Source organism: Terriglobales bacterium (assembly GCA_035567895.1).
Lineage (GTDB): Bacteria > Acidobacteriota > Terriglobia > Terriglobales > Acidobacteriaceae > Gp1-AA112.
On sequence record DATMPC010000058.1, the window covers coordinates 256,685 to 273,923 of the forward strand.

Genomic DNA, 17,239 nt, shown 5'->3' on the forward strand with positions numbered 1-17,239 from the left:
CGCCAAATACAGGCGGCTCGGAATGACAAGGATTACAAGGTCCCGCTGGCAGGTCCGATGCGAATCTCGTCAATCGAAGTATTCGGCGGCATGGCGAGGGCTAGTACCACGGCGCGGGCAATGTCCTGAGTGGAGACCATCTTTTCCCTAGGAGCATCGGGCCAGAACTGCTGCCAGATATCCGTATCGACGGCTCCGGGAATAAGAGCCATCACGCGGATGCCCTGTTTTCGCAACTCTTCGCGCAGTGTGTTGGTGAACGCCAGGGCCCCGGCTTTCGAAGCGTTATATGCCGACATACCTGCGAACGCCTGATGTGCGGCGACCGACAAGTTGTTCACAATCATAGCTCCCGAGTTCATGAGCGGAATAGCAGCACGGCAGCAAAGAAATGTCCCGACCAGATTGGTATCGATGACCCGGCGAAATTCCTCGATCGGAAGCTGGTCAACATTTGCCAGATGGTGCGCGGCGCCGGCGTTATTAATCAAGAAATCGAGGGACTTGAATCGCTCTCGCACAGCCTGAAAAAGTTCATGCACTTGATCGGGATTAGAAACATCACAGCGTTTCGCGGAGAGCGACAAATCTTCGCTCTTGAATTGCTCGATCGCCGCTTCGAGCGCTTGGGGATCCCGACCTGCGATGGCAACGCGACACCCGTTTCTCGCAAGCTCACGGGCAATTCCCAAACCGATACCGCGACTTCCGCCGGTAACGACTGCCGTCTTTCCTGTGAGATTGCCGTTCATGGTAGCGGCAAGTATTTCACCACGGCGAGTCTTTGTGCTTCTGTCATTCCGAACCGCCAGCTCTGTGGCGGGAGGAATCCCTATGGCCTGCTACCACGTTAGAGGATGCCAAGCTTGCGGGCTGGCTGTTCCTCGATATTGCGAGAGGACCGTAGCGAGTACTTTGCGTGGCTCGAATCAGCAGTGTCGATGTTGATAGGGATTCCTCACCGCCATAAACCGGCGGTTCGGAATGACATCAGACAAAGCTTCAGAAGCCGTTAGGCTTGCCCGACCGAATCAGCGACAGGAATTCCTCTCGTGTCTCGTGCTCGTTGCGGAAGGCGCCCAGCATGGACGAAGTCACCGTAGCTGAATGCTGCTTTTCGACTCCACGCATCATCATGCAAAGATGTCGAGCCTCGATCACCACTCCGACGCCAATTGGGTCGATCGCATCCTGGATGGCGTCCGCAATCTGTTTTGTAAGCCGCTCCTGAACCTGCAAGCGACGCGCGAAGACGTCCACGAGCCGAGGGATTTTGCTAAGCCCGATCACCTTTCCTTTCGGTAGATATGCGACATGCACTTTCCCGAAGAATGGAAGGATGTGATGCTCGCAGAGGCTGAACATCTCGATGTCTTTGACGATGACCATCTCGTCGTAATCGACTTCGAAGAGGGCCGCGCGCAGCAACTGCGCTGGATCTTTCTGATATCCGCGGGTGAGAAATCGAATGGCTTTGGCCGTGCGTTCTGGCGTGCGCTTTAAGCCGTCGCGCTCAGGATCTTCCCCGATGTTCTCGAGGATCTCGAGATAGGCTTTCTCCAGAGCTGCTTCCGCCTCATTTTGTTCTTGCAATGTCGTCTTCGGCATCGTCATCACGCGCTTTACTGCTCCGCTCTTCACTCGGTCTCCCTTCATCCCTGTGCCCGTTCCGGAACTGCTGCCGGTCCCAACTCTCGACCGCCGGCGTACTCAAAGGAATTCATCATGGTCTCTTCAATCCGAACCTTCTCCACTTTCGCAAGGTCGAATTGATCACGAAAGAGATGAAACAGCTCCCGCGAAAGATTCTCAGTTGTCGGCACCAGATTGCGAAAAGTATCCAACTCGTTGAGATTGCTGAACTCGAATCTCGGCATCACAACCCGATCGACAAATCCATCCAGATCGGCGAGGTTGCAGACCATGCCAGTTTCCGGATCGGGTTGTCCGCTAAGTGTGACTTCAACTCTGTAGTTGTGTCCGTGCCCGTAGGGGTTATTGCACTTGCCATACATCTCGCGATTCTCCGCGTCGCTGAAGTGAGGAGAATGCAGCCGGTGAGAGGCTGAAAACTTGTAGCGTCTTGTGAGGTGAGCCTTCATGGTTCTCCGTAAACGTCCACGAAGAGATCGTCCGTTTCATACAGACGCACGCGATGGAGCTTCGCTCCGTTCAGTTTTCCCGACAACCGGTTCCAGATGGCAATGGCAAGGTTCTCAGTAGTCGGAATCCTGTCCCGAAACTCCGGCACCTCTTTGTTCAGGTGCCGATGATCGAGGCCGTCGATTACTTCGCGGTTCATGAGATCCTTGAGCTTCTTGAGGTCCATGACGAAGCCGGAGCGCTCGTCAACCTCGCCCGCTACCGTGACTTCGAGGGTGTAATTGTGGCCATGGCCATGCGGATTGTTGCACTTCCCGAAGATGCGCTGGTTCTCTTCCGGTGACAATTTGGGGTTGTGATAGAAGTGCGAGGCGGAAAACTCAGCCTTCCGCGTGAGGTAGACCATGCTTGTGCCTTGAGTTCGTTTCCTCTGGATTTATTATACGTAGCGTGAGCTTTGCTCCCCTATCTATCAGAGTCCTAAGGCTCGTATCCGTTGCAGTTTTTCTCGCGCTGTCTGGGTGTGATCGAGGCGCACGGCCGGACCTGGTTGGTCGTTCAGCCCCGGATTTTACGGTTTCGGACTCGCAGCGCACGATCTCACTGCATGACTACAAAGGGCAAGTAGTTGTCCTGAACTTCTGGGCAAGCTGGTGCGCGCCCTGTATCGAAGAGATGCCCTCACTGATCCAGATGCAGCACACTCTCCGTGATCGGGTGACCGTACTCGCCGTGGCTACGGACCACGATCCGGATGCATACAGGAAGTTTGTCCGCGATCACAATGTGGACCTTATTACTGTCAACGATCCTGCTCAGAAGAGCAGCGACACATATGGGACGTCGGGATGGCCGGAGACGTACATCATCGACCGCAAAGGCATCATCCGCCGCAAGTTTATCGGACCAGTGGAGTGGACCAGCCCGGCGATCGTTTCGTATCTGGAAGCACTGCGGACTGAATCCTAAGGGCTGTCGTTCCAATTTGGGACAGAAATTCCCTGCTAATTCCCTGTTATTTTTTTGAATCCCGCGTTGGACACTAGTAAGTGCATGTTTGACAGTGGCTTGGGAAGAAATCCACAGAATTCCCTGTTAATTCCCTGGTTTTGAGAAAATTTTGCAGATTTTGGGCAAAATTCTTCGATTTCGACGCCGAATTCGAAAACTCCCCTGTTGTTTTCGCTGTTTCTTGCTTTGGCGAATCAACCTACAGGCCTACGCGTCTCAATCTCAGCGAGTTCGAAATCACCGAAACCGAACTCAAACTCATGGCGGCGGCCGCGAAGATGGGATTCAGCGTCATGTGAAACAGTGGGTACAGCAGGCCTGCCGCCAGGGGAATGCCGGCCGCGTTGTAGACGAAGGCAAAGAACAGATTCTGCCGGATGTTGCGCATGACTGCGTTACTGAGACGGCGCGCCTTGAGGATTCCGCGCAGATCACCTTTAACAAGTGCGATATCGGCGCTTTCTAATGCCACATCCGTGCCGGTTCCCATGGCAATTCCAACATCGGCCTGAGCTAGAGCGGGAGCGTCATTGATGCCGTCTCCAGCCATCGCGATTCGGTTGCCACGCGATTGTAGGTCACGTACTAGCTCAGCCTTGCGATGAGGCAGCACTTCCGCCTCAACCTCCTCGATACCAACCTGCCGCGCAATGGCTTTGGCGGTTGCGCGATTGTCGCCTGTGGCCATCACGACTCTGATTCCCTGGATTCGGAGCTCCCTCACTACTTCGGGAGTGGATTCGCGGACCGGATCCGCTACGGCGATGATCGTGGAAAGCTGACCATCGATGGCGGCGAATACAACGGTTTTGGCCTGTTCCCGCAATTGCTCTGTGAACGATTCGGCGAGGTTTATGTCAATGCCTGCTCTGAGCATCTGCTCCGCGTTTCCGACAATCACCACTTCGCGACCACGCGGAGTCTCGACGTTTGCGCTGATGCCTCGGCCCGTCTCCGAGTCGAAGTCGGACAATGGCAGCAGTTCGAGTCCGCGAGCCTGCGCAGCGCGGATGATCGCGCCCGCAATGGGATGTTCACTATGTGACTCCACGCTTGCAACTGCCTGCAGCACCTCTTCCTCGGAGAACTTGCCGAACACCTTGATATCCGTAACTTCCGGTCTCCCGAGCGTCAGAGTCCCGGTCTTGTCGACCACAAGCGTGTCGATTTTCTCCATGGCCTCAAGCGCGCGGGCATCGCGCACGAGCACGCCATTGCGAGCTCCCTGTCCCGTACCAACCATGATCGCCATCGGCGTAGCTAATCCGAGCGCACATGGACACGCAATAATCAGCACAGCTACAGCGCTGACCAAAGCGTGAGCAAAGCGCGGCTCTGGACCAAACAGGAACCAACCTGCGAATGCGGCAATCGCACATGCGATTACGGTGGGAACAAATACGGCAGCAACTCGATCGGCAAGGCGCTGAATTGGCGCACGGCTCCGTTGTGCCGAGGCGACCATCGCGACGATCTGGGCCAGTAAAGTTTCGCTGCCAACGCGTTGTGCGGCCATCAGCATCGATCCAGTGCCATTCACAGTGCCGGCTATCAATTTGTCTCCCTGCTGCTTAAGCACCGGGATCGCCTCACCGGTGACCATCGATTCATCGACGCTGCTCTTCCCTTCCTCGACTCGCCCGTCTACAGGAATCTTTTCGCCCGGACGGACGCGCAGACGGTCACCTACTGCGATCTGTTCGAGCGGGACGTCGGCTTCCCTGCCTGATTCTTCAACTTTGCGAGCCATCTTCGGCGTTAAGTTCAGGAGCGCACGAATTGCGCCGCTAGTCTGTTTGCGTGCGCGCAGCTCCATGACCTGTCCAAGCAAAACGAGAACGGTGATGGACGCGCTGACCTCAAAGTAGACGTCAGGTCTTCCCATGCCGCGAGCGATCACCGGCAGCAGGCTCTGTGGCAGGACTGTCACGACCAAGCTGTAAAGAAAAGCGACGCCCGTACCCATCGCGATCAGAGTGAACATGTTGAGATTGCCAGTGCGTAGCGAGTTCCATCCTCGCTGAAAGAAAGGGGCGCCGCCCCAGAGGACAACCGGAGCAGCCAGCACGAGCTGCAGCCACGCTGAAACTCGTGTCATGTCGAACTCGTGCAGCCATCCTGAAGTGAGCATTCCGCCCATACTGATCGCCAGCAGAGGCACGGTGAGAGCCAGGCCAATCCAAAAGCGCAGACGCATGCTCCGAAGTTCGCTGTCGTCCTCCTCGACAGAGCTGGTCGCAGCAACACGCGGTTCGAGCGCCATGCCACAAATTGGACATGCTCCTGGCTTGTCGGAGATAACCTCAGGATGCATCGGGCACACGTACTCAGTCTTGGTGGTGCTGAGCAGTTCCGGCTCCAGAGCCATTCCGCATTTGGGACAAGAGCCCGGATCAACCGAGATGACCTCCGGATCCATTGGGCAGAAATACTTGCGTGAGGCTCGCGGCGCAGAACGTGCCTTTTGGTCAAGCGATAGTTCAGGGGGACGACCTGGGATTCTGCCTAACTGTACTAGTTCAGCAGGAGACTCCTTCGGGTCTGCGTTGAGATACTTCTCAGGGTCGGCCGTAAATCTTTCTGCGCAAGAGCTGCAGCAAAAAAAGTAGTGCCTGCCTGCATGCTCGCGGCTGGCACGAGCTTGCGCAGGATCAACCTGCATCCCGCACACAGGATCAACTACGGAGTCCGCTACCGGCTTCAATTCTCTTTGCATTCTGTGATCTATGACCCAGTCAGGATCTTGTATTGCTCATCGGTGAGCGGCACGACGCTCAGGCGGCCTTGGCGCACCAGCGGCGAATCCGCAAACGCCTTCTTCTGCTTGATGTCTGCCAGGCTCAAAGGTTGCGTAATCGGCTTGCCGGCTTTGATTTGTACTCGGGGATTTTTTGCGTCGGATGAATCCACTGATACTACGGAAGCGGTGCCTACAGCTCGTTTTTCATCGCCGGTGTGATAGATCACAAGGTGATCGCCACTTTTCATGTTGCGAAGGTTTCTGACTGCCACCGGATTGGTTACACCATCCCAAATGGTGGTCTGTTCGCGCTGAAGGTCAGCAAACGAGTAAGCGGAAGCCTCGGTTTTTAGGAGATAGTTCATTGGTAGTCTCTCTCAGAGGTGTTTGTGAGTACCATATACCGGCACTGCGGAATCGCCCAAGACTGGACCGGGTTCCGAATATACAAACTCGCGAGTACATCTTCTTGCTGTTAAGTTATTGCTGAGTCTTTGAGGAGAACGCCTGAATGACGCAGCTCGACGTAGCTTTCCGTTACGGCACGCCGCCGGGAGAAAACGAATTGCGCGCTCTGACCTACGCGCGCGACGTTTATGGCGTAAGAAAAATTGAGTTTGATGAAGCCCAGCAGATTGTGCGCGTGGAATATGACGCTTCGCGCCTTAGCGAGGAAACCGTCGCAGCAATCCTGCGGCGCGCGGGCATGGATCTTCGAGAGAAGATTCAGCTCGTTTGAGAGTGGCTATCTGCGCTAGGTAAAAGAGTTGCCCAAAAGCAAAGAGACGCTCAAGAGATCCTCTGGCCGAGTAAGTCTCAAGAGCGTCCCGTTGCGCGCCACTTCGTCTGTTACGGGATAAAGCATCCTCGATGCCAACCAGCCAGCCATTCAAAATGCAGGACTTAGCGATGGCCGGGGCCGTCAGAGTCGGTAAAGTTTTCTGGAACTCGAAAGACTTAGTGTAGGTTTTTCTCGGGCGGTGCAATGGAAATGCCACACTCTAAATGTGAAAAATGTTTGCTCTGGCGCAACGTGCCCGAACAGCATTTATTCACAAGTATTGAGGCAACGTCAGCGACCGACTGGACGTATCACTCTGCTATAATTTTTTTGTCTGCAAGAACCTCTTTTCTTCTAAGTTTCATTGCGCAAACCGCGCCCTTAGCTCAGTTGGATAGAGCGTCTGACTACGAATCAGAAGGTCGGGAGTTCGAATCTCTCAGGGCGCGCCATTCGCTAATTTGCACCCAATTTCATTCCCCTCGTAGGTGCAAAAACTTACTTCAGGTAAACGTCCCAAGCCGGAGGGACGAAATCTGTTACCTAAGTACCGGCTCACGTTTCGAACTCACCCCACAAGCGCCTTTCTCTGTTTTCCGGGACAACCGTGCATCTTCGAATTACAACGCTATGGAGTTTAAGCTGGAACGTCGCTTCTCGCGTGGCCTGATGCTTCGCGGATCATACACACTGAGTCGTGGATGGGATGATGCATCAGAGGTGTACCAGATCACGCCAATCAGCCCTTTTCCGCAGGACCAATTGAATGCCGGTAATGCGCGTAAGGGAGAGCATGGGCTGTCGGCGTACGACGTGACTCATCGTTTCGCGATTGCTTACGTGTATGAGGTTCCCGGATTCTCATCCTCGAACAATTTGCTGAATCACATCGCTTACCTGACTCGCGGATGGCAGTGGTCGAGTACTGCGTCTCTGCAAAGCGGACTGCCGAATACACCATTCGTCGGCGGAATCGATACAAACGGAGATGGCAACGCTCTTAACGGACGTCCGAATGTCGGGAATCCCAATGCACCTGCTGGTACCGCTGCCATCGATGGAGCGTTTCTCGGAGCGCCGTTTGCGCCGGGATATCTCTACGACGCATTCAGCGGCTTACCCACTGATGCATCGCAGGTTCGCTGGCTAATCCAACCTGGCATCGGCAACATACAGCGCAACGGCTATCGTGAGCCGGGCATTGTGACCTGGAACACGAGCATTGCCCGTAACTTCCGCGTGCCATACCTGGGGGAGAAGAGTTCATTCCAGATTCGCGCAGATATGTTCAACGTCCTGAATCATGCAAATGAGTCTGCGGGGCTTGATATGAACGTACTCGATGTCCAGGACCCGCCGAATGCAGCGGCTCCGTATTTTGGAAACCCACACTACGCTCGTACGGGTGCTCGAACTATGCGCTTGGCCGCGAAATTCACCTTCTAGACGCAGTGCATCTGAGCAAGGCCAGCCAGCTGGCTGGCTTTTTCTTTGGGCTGAAATGTCTCCGCGAACCCACCGGAACCCTGCCAAAGAACTTCAACGACAAGTTGCGTGATGTCGTCCTCCGTCTCTCAACCAACCGCAATTCGCGCTGCTGAATGCGTCTGGAAGTCCCTCCTGTCCCGCTCAGACTTTTTCGTCCGTTTCTCCTGAATCGGGCGTAACATTAAGCGAGAAAGCAGGTTCGTCGCTTCGGATTCGAGTAGGGGGCACGCTTATGACACGCTCCACCCGCATTACCCTCGTACTTCCGCTGGTTTTTGCATTCTGTTGCACGACGGCGGCACAGCGTCCAAGCGGCGGAGGTGGTGGCGGAACTCCTTCGGGAGGAACGCGAACCAATACACCTGGGAGCACAACGACTCTTCCTCAACCCAGCACCGGATTCCCCAACACTCAAACCGAGAGGCAAATCCTTTACATTTCCGGAAGCGTAGTCCTTCAGGACGGAACGGCGCCTCCTGAACCAGTCGCGATTGAGAAAGTGTGCGGCGGTTCAGCGCATAAAGAGGGTTACACCGACTCCAAAGGACATTACCAGATTCAACTGGGGCAGAATTTTGAGCTACAGGATGTTTCGGAGAGCGGCGGCTCGGGCGGGTTCGGGATGGGAAGCCGTTCCGTCACGGGAAATCCGGGCAGCGGATTGGGCGGAGTTAATCCCCGCGAGTTGATCGGCTGCGAGCTCCGGGCCATGCTACCTGGGTTCCAGTCCAGCACCGTAATGATTCGTGTCGAGGGCAGCTTCGGTGAAATACGGATGGACACCATTACCATGCAGCGCCTTGGAGGAGGCAGCGGCACGACAATCAGCCTCACAACCATGCAGGCGCCGAATAACGCAAAGAAGGCTTACGAAAGGGCGCAGAAAGCAATTTCCAAGGAAAACTTCAAGGACGCCGAGAAGGAACTCGACAAAGCTGTACTGGAGTTTCCCAAGTTCGCAGCGGCGTGGGCGCTGCTTGGCATGATTCACCAGAGTTCGAAACAACTCGACCAGGCGACTAAAGACTACTCGCAGGCCATTGCGTCCGATCCCCAATATGCGAAGCCATATTTCGGTTTAGCGGTGATTGCTGCGAACCAGCAAAACTGGAAGGATACGATCCGCTTCACTGACCAGGTGAACAGACTCGCCCCACTTGCATACCCAGAAGCGTACTTCTTTAGCGGAGTCGCAAGTTTCAATTTGGGCAAGATGGATGATGCGGAACGCAATATTCGCAAGTTCTTGTCGCTCGACAACGAGCATAGGAGACCGATGGCGGTTCTCTATCTTGGCGATATCCTTGCGCGGAAACAGGATTTTGCGGGCGCCGTACAACAGGCCAAAGCTTATCTGGCCATCGCACCCAATGCTCCAAATTCACCAAGCATTCGGGAGAAGCTCAAACAGCTCGAAGAACTGAACAACACTCCTCCGAAGCAATAGATACGCCCACACGGGAGTACCTGGGCGGCCGTCACTCCCGAGTCTTAGTGTCGATTTGGAACGCGCTTAGGCAGAATTCCCGTTACCAAAGTGCCCTCTGATCCTGTTTTCGCGTTCTCATCTGCCGCTCATCCAGCTTAAGTAACAGAAGGCAGCAAAAGCTCGCCGCCCGCTTTATCAGATCCCTAATTGGAGTAAATCTGGATGTTTGAGAACAACAAGCTACTCGACAGCCTTTGCTTCCGGATCGGCGTACATACTGCCGCCTTCTGGAGCTGGATCGCCGCCTGTTGCCTCCTTCTTAGCGTTCGGTAGTTGCTTCTTTCAAGCTGCTGAACTCGCAATTCAACATCAATCCTAATAACGTTTCTTGGTACCTCTAAGTAAGACGACAGAGGAAGCACGCTCGTGCTTCCTCCCTCTTTTTTAACAATTCCCTTTCTGAACTTAGTGTGCTTTGCGCAGGCAGAACTCTAGCTGAGAACGCTGCTCTCGACTTTCAGGCGGTACTTGCGAGTTACCGAGCGCTCCCCATGGGTTGCGCGCACGAACACAACTGGATCGCGCACATCTCCGTCCAGTTCTTCGAGGTTCAACTCGATGGCCACGCGCCCATCAGCCTCGCTCACTGACTGCGAGTGAATCGGCACACCAGCCGGATATTGCAATCGCGAGGTGACTAGAGCTCCATCTACGGCAGCACCGGCATCGCTGACCAACAACCGCATGGTCAGCCTTTTGCTCGCGACCGGTTCATCAGAATTCAGCCACGTAACAGCGAGACTCACACCCTCAGCATCGCGGATTTCCGTCTGATCGCGAAAGAATTGCTCGATCGAACCGGCTTTGATTACCTCGAGCACCTCGCGATGCTGTCTCTTTAACAAATCGTGAATGTGTTCCTCGGCGAATCCAGGATTGCCAACTGCTTCAGCGTACGAAGACGCGTACTTGCCGATGCAATGCCCCTGGACAAACACCATTGTTTGCAGCAGTAAGTCCGCTTTTCGCGCTTCACTCTGCACGTGGTACACGGTCTGATCGTATTTTACGTCAGTGTTAAAACCAAAAATCATCGGGCCCTGTGATCGCGAAGCATACGAGATTCACTTTCATCTGTTGCTCGCGCCGAGACAATGGTTCGCGAGCGTTTCATTTCGTGTCCTGCGCTTGACACTCTGTCGCAGCGAAACTTATAGTCAAATGTTTCAGCGTCAGTGTTGGCGCGCATTATATAACGGGCTCTATGCCGAACCAGCCTCTACCTTACTACGTCATTTACCTGCCTATGCTGTTGCAGATCGTGGTGGCTTGCCTGGTTGCCGGAGGCATGGTGGTTCTCTCTGCGCTCGTTGGGAAGCATCGCTACAGCCGCACCAAAATGCAAGCTTACGAGTGCGGCATGGTTGGTACCGGCGATGCGCGTCAACGATTCTCCGTAAAGTTCTACATGGTCGCCATGCTCTTTATCTTGTTCGATGTCGAGGCGATCTTCCTCATTCCGTGGGCTGTGATCTACCGCAAGCTGCCGGCAGCGATTGCTCCGGCGCTCGGTGCTGCCCCTGGCGACTTTAGCGCGCGCATGTTCGGATTCTGGGAGATGCTGGTTTACATCGGCATTGTCCTGGTCGGTTTCTTCTACATTTGGAAGAAGGGTGCGCTTGACTGGAATACGACGGAGAAAACGGATTTCTAGATGGCGCTACAGTCTGCAATCACCGAAATTGACAAACTCAAAGACAAGCGGGCGGCCGCGGCGCTACAAGCTGCTTCCCTGGTGGATTCAGCAAGGTTTGATCGTAATGAGCTGACCATATACGTCAACCGGGCGGACATCAGGCGCGCGTGCGAGATTCTGCGCGACAATCCGACGACTAAATTCAATTTCCTTTCTGACATCACTTGCGTCGATGTCTTTCCGTCAGAGCCGCGGTTCGAGGTCATCTACAACCTGCTTTCCCATTCCCGAAAAGAGCGAGTTTGCCTGATCGCGAAGGTGCCGGGTGGGGATCCATCTATTGAGTCCTTGACGGGCGTGTGGCCTTCGGCGAACTTCTTCGAGCGCGAAGTCTTCGATCTGTTCGGTCTCCGATTCGTGGGTCATCCGAACCTGCGGCGCATCATGATGCCCGAGGATTGGGAAGGCCATCCCTTGCGCAAGGATTATCCGGTAGAGGGCTATCGCTAAATGGCACATCTGAATCCCACACCGGTACTCGAACCAGCGCAGGATCGCACCATGATCCTGAACATGGGCCCGCAGCACCCATCCACGCACGGCGTGCTGCGCCTTCTTCTCGAGATCGACGGCGAGACCGTCGTCAAATGCGTTCCCGATATCGGATATCTTCACACGGGAATTGAGAAGACTTGCGAGGCCAAGTTTTACCAGCAGGTAGTTCCCCTTACTGATCGCATCGACTACCTGTGTCCGATGACCAACAACCTCACGTATTGTTTGGCCGTCGAGAAGCTGCTGCAACTTGAGATTCCACCCCGGGCGCAGTATCTGCGCGTTCTGTTGAACGAACTTACGCGAATCAATTCCCATCTTGTCTGGCTTGGGACGCATGCGCTCGACATCGGCGCTATGACGGTATTCCTCTACTGTTTCCGCGAGCGCGAGGAAGTGCTCAAGATTTTCGAAAACGTTGCCGGTCAGCGGATGATGACCTCGTATTTCCGTATTGGGGGTGTCTCGCTTGACCCGCCGCTCGACTTCTGGGCTAAGGTAAAGAAATTCATTGATAAGTTTTCGGATTGCATTGACGAATATGAGGGTTTACTGACAGCCAATCCCATCTGGGTCGAGCGAACAAGGGGCGTGGCTTACATCAGTGCTGACGATTGCATCGCGCTCGGCGTCACCGGTCCGAGCGCTCGTGGCAGCGGCGTCGATTGGGATCTTCGCCGTGATATGCCCTATTCGGGCTACGAGAAATTTCAATTCAAGGTGCCTGTCTCAAACGACGGTGACGTCTACGCTCGCTATCTGCTCCGCGTGCAGGAGCTGCGCGAATCCAACAAAATCGCTCGCCAGGCTTTGGAGGGAATGCCTGAAGGCCCGTTCAAGGCCGATTCTCCCAAAGTGATCTTGCCGGATCGCGAGAAGATGAAGACGCAGATGGAGGCCCTCATCTATCACTTTAAGATCGTGACCGAGGGTTTTGCAGTTCCGGCTGGCGAGGTTTATCAAGCCGTGGAGTCGCCGCGCGGAGAGATGGGCTATTACGTTCGCAGTGACGGCACCGCCAAACCTTATCGTGTCCACATGCGCTCGGCGTGCTTTGCCAATCTGCAGGCGTTGGAGAAGCTCTGTGTGGGTAGGCTTTTGGCTGACGTCGTAGCGGCCATTGGAAGCATTGATATCGTCCTGGGGGAGATCGATCGCTGATGCAATACTCTCCAGAACTTGAGCAGCGGTTTCAAAAGCTCGTTGCGCAATATCCTTGGAAGCGCTCCGCTTTGATTCCACTCCTGCTCTACGCGCAAGACGAAGTTGGGTACCTTTCCGATGAGGTCATTTCAGACATCGCCAAGCGAGTCGAAGTAACCGAACTCGAAGTACGCAATGTGTTGAGCTATTACTCACTCTTGCGCACAAAGCCCGCGGGAAAGTACGTCGTGCAGGTCTGCACGAACATCAGCTGCATGTTGCGCGGGGCGGAGGAGGTATTCGAACACTGCAAGCAAAAGCTCGGCGTCGATCAAAAGGAAGTCACCCGAGATGGAACGTTCTCGGTTGAGGAAGTCGAGTGCCTTGGTGCTTGCAGTTGGGCGCCTGCCGTGCAGGTAAACTACGACTTCCACCTAGAAGTAACGCCTGAGAAGATGGACAGGATCCTCGACACCTATCAAAAGAAGACCCAACAGTGAAGACCATCTACACGCAGACGCCCCTGGTCACTCACGCGGACGAGGTACGCATCATCTCCAAGCGCTTCGGGCAAGGCGCGCAAGAGATCGATCGCTACATTGAACTTGATGGATATAAAGCGGCGCGTAAGGCGCTCGAGATGCAGCCTGACGACATCATCAATGAAGTAAAAGCGTCCGGGCTGAGGGGTCGCGGAGGTGCGGGATTCGCAACTGGAATGAAATGGTCCTTCGTTCCCAAGCAGTCGGAAGCTCCCAAATACATTCTCGTCAACGGCGACGAGAGCGAGCCCGCCACTTGCAAGGACCGCCTGCTCGCTGAATATGATCCCCACGCCATTATTGAAGGCACAATCATTGCTGGGCTGGCGGTCGGCGCGAAGGTTGGCTTCATTTATCTGCGCGGCGAATATCGCTATCTATTAGAGATCATGGAGAAGGCGGTCGCCGATGCATATAAAAATGGCTTTCTCGGCAAGAGCATTTTTGGCAGCAAACACGAATTCAACATTTTGACCCACACCGGCGCTGGTGCTTACGAAGTAGGCGAAGAGTCTGCGCTGATGGAGTCGCTCGAAGGGAAACGTGGATTGCCGCGTTTGAAGCCTCCCTTCCCTGCTATCAAAGGCCTCTATGGCGGTCCGACCGTGATTAACAACGTCGAGACCATCGCCACCGTGCCACCGATCATCTTGAACGGCGGCAAATGGTATGTGAGCTTCGGGCCTAATGAAAAGAATGGAGGCACGCGTCTGACGTGCCTTACGGGCCACTTCAATAAGCCGGGTGTCTACGAATTGCCACTTGGGTATCCCGCGAAGAAGATGATCTATGACGTTGGCGGTGGTATTCCGAACGGGCGTGAGCTGAAGGCATTCGTTCCCGGTGGATCCTCCACGTTTCTGCTTACGCGCGAAGAAGCCGAGTCGGCGACGATGGACTACGACTGGTTCGCCAAACGAGGAGAGTTTCTCGGTTCCGGCGGCGTAGTCGCAATTGATGACCAGACCTGTATGGTGAAAGTAGCGCTGCGGATCATGAAGTTTTACCAGCACGAGAGTTGCGGATGGTGCATCCCGTGCCGCGAAGGCACGGACTGGCTGGAAAAAACGCTCACGCGCTTCCATGACGGCGGCGGCATGAAAAAAGACATCGACCACATGCTGTACCTGGCAAACAACATGGCCGGACGAACATTTTGCGCACTCGGAGATGCCGCTGCATTCCCGACCATTTCAATCGTCAAGAAATGGCGAAAGGAATTTGAGGATCACCTCGATGGCAGGCCGTGTCCTTTTGAACCTGCTAGCCGAGAAATGGCATTGGCGTAATTCTGGCGCACAGGAATACGAAATCTAATGGCAGATGTAACGATCACCGTCGACGGCAAAAAGGTCATAGGCCCGGCCGGCACGCTTCTGATTGAAGCTTGTAAGACTGCCGGCATCGAGGTTCCTGCGTTTTGCTATTATCCCGGCCTTTCGGTCCAGGGTGCTTGCCGCATGTGTCTGGTGCACATCGAGAAGATGCCGAAGCTTCAAACGGCGTGCACCATACCGATCACCGAGGGCATGGTTGTGGCTAGTGACACTCCGGAAGTCCACCAGGCCCGCAAAGCTACTGTCGAGATTTTGCTTGGGAATCATCCTCTGGATTGTCCTGTGTGCGACGCGGGCGGCGAATGCGAACTGCAGGACATGACCTTCGCATATGGGGCGGCTGAGTCGCAGTACATGGAGGCCAAGCAACACAAAGAGGAACAGCAGTGGTCGCCTGTCGTGTTCTTCGATCGGCCGCGTTGCATTCTCTGCTATCGCTGTGTGCGTGTTTGCGGTGAAGGCATGGACGTGTGGGCACTTGGTGTTCAGCACCGCGGCGTCCACTCTCTGATCGCTCCCAACAAACAGGATCACCTCGAGTGCGAAGAATGCGGCATGTGTATCGACATCTGCCCTGTCGGCGCACTTACCTCTGGCGCGTACCGTTATAAGACGCGTCCGTGGGAGATGAACCATGTTGGCACTATCTGCACGCATTGCGGCGATGGTTGCAAGACAACTCTCGGCGTTCGGCGTTCCAAGGGAGGAATGGAGATCGTTCGCGGCGACAACCGCGACAAGAGCGGAATTAACGGTGACTTCCTCTGCATCAAGGGCCGCTACGCCTTCGATTTTGCCAATTCTGACGACCGAATCACGCACCCGCTGGTCCGACGCGATGGCAAGTTGGTTCCGGTTTCATGGGAACAGGCTATCGATCATGTTGCCAATCGTTTCAAGCAAATTCGTGATTCGCAAGGCGGCAATGCGATCGGCGTGATCGGCTCGAACCGCACGACGAATGAAGAGAATTATCTCCTGCAGAAGTTCGCGCGCTCCGTTTTGGGCACAAACAACATCGATCATCACCGCACAGCCGATTATCCAGCCTTCGCGAAGGCAGTTGCCGGCAAGCAGAACGTAACGGCAACGCTGCGCGAAACGATGACTGCTCCTGCTGTCCTGGTAATCGGGAGCGATCCCACCGAGCAGCATCCCCTGCTGGCGTGGAATCTGCGTACCAATCTCCGCATTCATAACGGCCGCATTTACATTGTGAATTCGGGCGATATCAAGCTGCGTCGGCAGGCTCACGCCTATGCGCAAGTTCCCGTGGATGGCGGTGAAAGCTTGATGGTTCGTTACTTGACTGGCGATGACTCCGTCGCGAACCAACTCCAATCTGGCAGTCTTACTCGCGAGGCCCTACGCGATTTCCGCGACAAGGTTAAGGACGAAAAAGAGCTAATCGTCATTTTTGGCTCTGAGCTGCGTGGCGGCGACGTTCTTACTCTCGTAAATTGGGGAGCGGGTCAGGGCGCCAAGTTCATTTGTCTTGGCGACTACGCGAATTCTCGCGGCGCTGCTGACATGGGCCTATATCCCGATTTGCTCCCGGGATTCACTGCTCTCTCAAGCGCGGCGTTTTCAAAGGAGTACGGTTCGTCGATGCCCCGACAGGCCGGGCTCGATATCGAAGGCATGTTCAGTGCTGCGAAATCGGGAAAGCTGGGTGCGCTTTACGTTGTCGGATCGAATCCGGTTTCGCGTTACAGCATCGATCCATTCGCATTGAAGAATACTTTCGTTGTAGTGCAGGACATGTTTCTGACAGAAACCGCAACCACCGCGGAGGTCGTCCTTCCTGCGGCGAATGCCTATGAGAAGGCAGGCAGCTATACCAATACGTATGGTGATCTGCAGCTCTTGAGGAAGGCCGGCGACCTAGCTGGCGTGCGCAGCGACTTCGAGCTGATCATCCGCATCGCCGATCGCATGGGAGCAGATGTGCACAAACTCGTTCCGTTCGGAAAAGGCGTTCGTGCCGATATGGGACAGAGCCGCGGCGCTCAGTCCGGTGAAGCCGACCAACACCTCGTATGGCTTAACGCGCAAAACCTGGAACCTAAGCTGAGCCCGTTCGATCCGGAGGCCTTGCTCGACGAGATTCAGCGGCTTGTACCTGGATACAACTTCTCACGGCTGAATCTGTTTGCCGGCGCTGATGTCCACACGCATGCTCCAGAATTCAGTTCGATCTCACAACCTTCGTCACCGGAGAGCATCCTTCCGGCAGATGACACGCTGTTCACCTCCGGCACGCTCGGGCGGTACTCGAAGACTCTGAATTCAATCATCGAGAATCGGCGCGCCACTCCGGTCGAAATAGAGATTCCGGCCGACTAGACTGTTTGCTTCCCTTGGGTTTTGAAGTCTCAGTAATCGCGAGCGTGACGGCTCGCTTACCGGATCGG

The 17,239-nt window shown here is 54.9% G+C and carries 17 protein-coding genes and 1 tRNA gene; 11 read left to right on the top strand and 7 right to left on the bottom strand.

What is annotated here, in order from left to right; genetic code table 11:
* Positions 1-32: 32 nt before the first annotated feature.
* The 4 genes from VNX88_12105 to VNX88_12120 form a co-directional block, all read right to left on the bottom strand.
* Positions 33-752: an SDR family NAD(P)-dependent oxidoreductase gene (locus tag VNX88_12105; GenBank protein HWY69405.1), complete on the bottom strand. Its 720-nt coding sequence runs from the start codon at positions 750-752 to the stop codon at positions 33-35.
* Between the two features lie 250 nt (positions 753-1,002).
* The gene (gene folE, locus VNX88_12110; GenBank protein ID HWY69406.1) at positions 1,003-1,641 is read right to left on the bottom strand and encodes a GTP cyclohydrolase I FolE; all 639 of its coding nucleotides are present in this window, start codon (positions 1,639-1,641) and stop codon (positions 1,003-1,005) included.
* Positions 1,642-1,652: 11 nt separating this feature from the next.
* Positions 1,653-2,102 (bottom strand): 6-carboxytetrahydropterin synthase, encoded by a 450-nt coding sequence (locus VNX88_12115; protein HWY69407.1) that lies wholly within the window; start codon positions 2,100-2,102, stop codon positions 1,653-1,655.
* Positions 2,099-2,509, bottom strand: a complete 411-nt coding sequence (locus VNX88_12120; GenBank protein ID HWY69408.1) for a 6-carboxytetrahydropterin synthase — start codon at positions 2,507-2,509, stop codon at positions 2,099-2,101. Before VNX88_12120 ends, VNX88_12115 begins: the two co-directional genes overlap by 4 nt.
* Positions 2,510-2,553: 44 nt before the next feature.
* On the opposite strand from VNX88_12120, the gene VNX88_12125 reads away from it, so the two are divergent.
* Positions 2,554-3,072, top strand: a complete 519-nt coding sequence (locus VNX88_12125) for a TlpA disulfide reductase family protein (protein HWY69409.1) — start codon at positions 2,554-2,556, stop codon at positions 3,070-3,072.
* 241 nt (positions 3,073-3,313) lie between these two features.
* Here the strand turns inward: VNX88_12125 and VNX88_12130 are convergent, their stop codons facing one another.
* Both VNX88_12130 and VNX88_12135 read right to left on the bottom strand, forming a co-directional pair.
* Entirely contained in the window at positions 3,314-5,830 is a 2,517-nt protein-coding gene (locus VNX88_12130; GenBank protein ID HWY69410.1) for a heavy metal translocating P-type ATPase, read from the bottom strand.
* 8 nt (positions 5,831-5,838) lie between these two features.
* Positions 5,839-6,219: an EVE domain-containing protein gene (locus VNX88_12135; GenBank protein HWY69411.1), complete on the bottom strand. Its 381-nt coding sequence runs from the start codon at positions 6,217-6,219 to the stop codon at positions 5,839-5,841.
* Positions 6,220-6,365: 146 nt separating this feature from the next.
* Here VNX88_12135 and VNX88_12140 point away from each other — a divergent pair, with 146 nt between their 5' ends.
* The 4 genes from VNX88_12140 to VNX88_12155 all read left to right on the top strand — a co-directional run bounded on the left by VNX88_12140 (position 6,366) and on the right by VNX88_12155 (position 9,570).
* Positions 6,366-6,593, top strand: coding sequence for a hypothetical protein (locus tag VNX88_12140; GenBank protein ID HWY69412.1), 228 nt, complete (start codon positions 6,366-6,368; stop codon positions 6,591-6,593).
* Between the two features lie 417 nt (positions 6,594-7,010).
* Positions 7,011-7,087: transfer RNA gene (locus tag VNX88_12145), tRNA-Arg, on the top strand.
* 178 nt (positions 7,088-7,265) lie between these two features.
* Entirely contained in the window at positions 7,266-8,081 is an 816-nt protein-coding gene (locus VNX88_12150) for a hypothetical protein (GenBank protein ID HWY69413.1), read from the top strand.
* Between the two features lie 274 nt (positions 8,082-8,355).
* Positions 8,356-9,570, top strand: coding sequence for a tetratricopeptide repeat protein (locus VNX88_12155; protein HWY69414.1), 1,215 nt, complete (start codon positions 8,356-8,358; stop codon positions 9,568-9,570).
* A gap of 473 nt (positions 9,571-10,043) precedes the next feature.
* On the opposite strand, the gene VNX88_12160 is transcribed toward VNX88_12155, so the two are convergent.
* Positions 10,044-10,646 (bottom strand): hypothetical protein, encoded by a 603-nt coding sequence (locus VNX88_12160; protein HWY69415.1) that lies wholly within the window; start codon positions 10,644-10,646, stop codon positions 10,044-10,046.
* Positions 10,647-10,816: 170 nt separating this feature from the next.
* On the opposite strand from VNX88_12160, the gene ndhC reads away from it, so the two are divergent.
* The 6 genes from ndhC to nuoG are packed head-to-tail and all read left to right on the top strand — an operon-like array spanning position 10,817 to position 17,171.
* The gene (ndhC, locus tag VNX88_12165; GenBank protein ID HWY69416.1) at positions 10,817-11,266 is read left to right on the top strand and encodes an NADH-quinone oxidoreductase subunit A; all 450 of its coding nucleotides are present in this window, start codon (positions 10,817-10,819) and stop codon (positions 11,264-11,266) included.
* On the top strand, positions 11,267-11,758 hold the full coding sequence (locus tag VNX88_12170; protein HWY69417.1) for an NADH-quinone oxidoreductase subunit C: 492 nt from the start codon (positions 11,267-11,269) through the stop codon (positions 11,756-11,758).
* Positions 11,759-12,964, top strand: coding sequence for an NADH dehydrogenase (quinone) subunit D (gene nuoD / locus VNX88_12175; protein ID HWY69418.1), 1,206 nt, complete (start codon positions 11,759-11,761; stop codon positions 12,962-12,964).
* Positions 12,964-13,446 (top strand): NAD(P)H-dependent oxidoreductase subunit E, encoded by a 483-nt coding sequence (locus tag VNX88_12180; protein HWY69419.1) that lies wholly within the window; start codon positions 12,964-12,966, stop codon positions 13,444-13,446. Before nuoD ends, VNX88_12180 begins: the two co-directional genes overlap by 1 nt.
* Entirely contained in the window at positions 13,443-14,777 is a 1,335-nt protein-coding gene (nuoF, locus tag VNX88_12185) for an NADH-quinone oxidoreductase subunit NuoF (protein HWY69420.1), read from the top strand. Before VNX88_12180 ends, nuoF begins: the two co-directional genes overlap by 4 nt.
* A 27-nt stretch (positions 14,778-14,804) precedes the next feature.
* Complete coding sequence (gene nuoG / locus VNX88_12190) at positions 14,805-17,171, top strand: NADH-quinone oxidoreductase subunit NuoG (protein ID HWY69421.1); 2,367 nt, start codon at positions 14,805-14,807, stop codon at positions 17,169-17,171.
* Positions 17,172-17,239 lie beyond the last annotated feature (68 nt).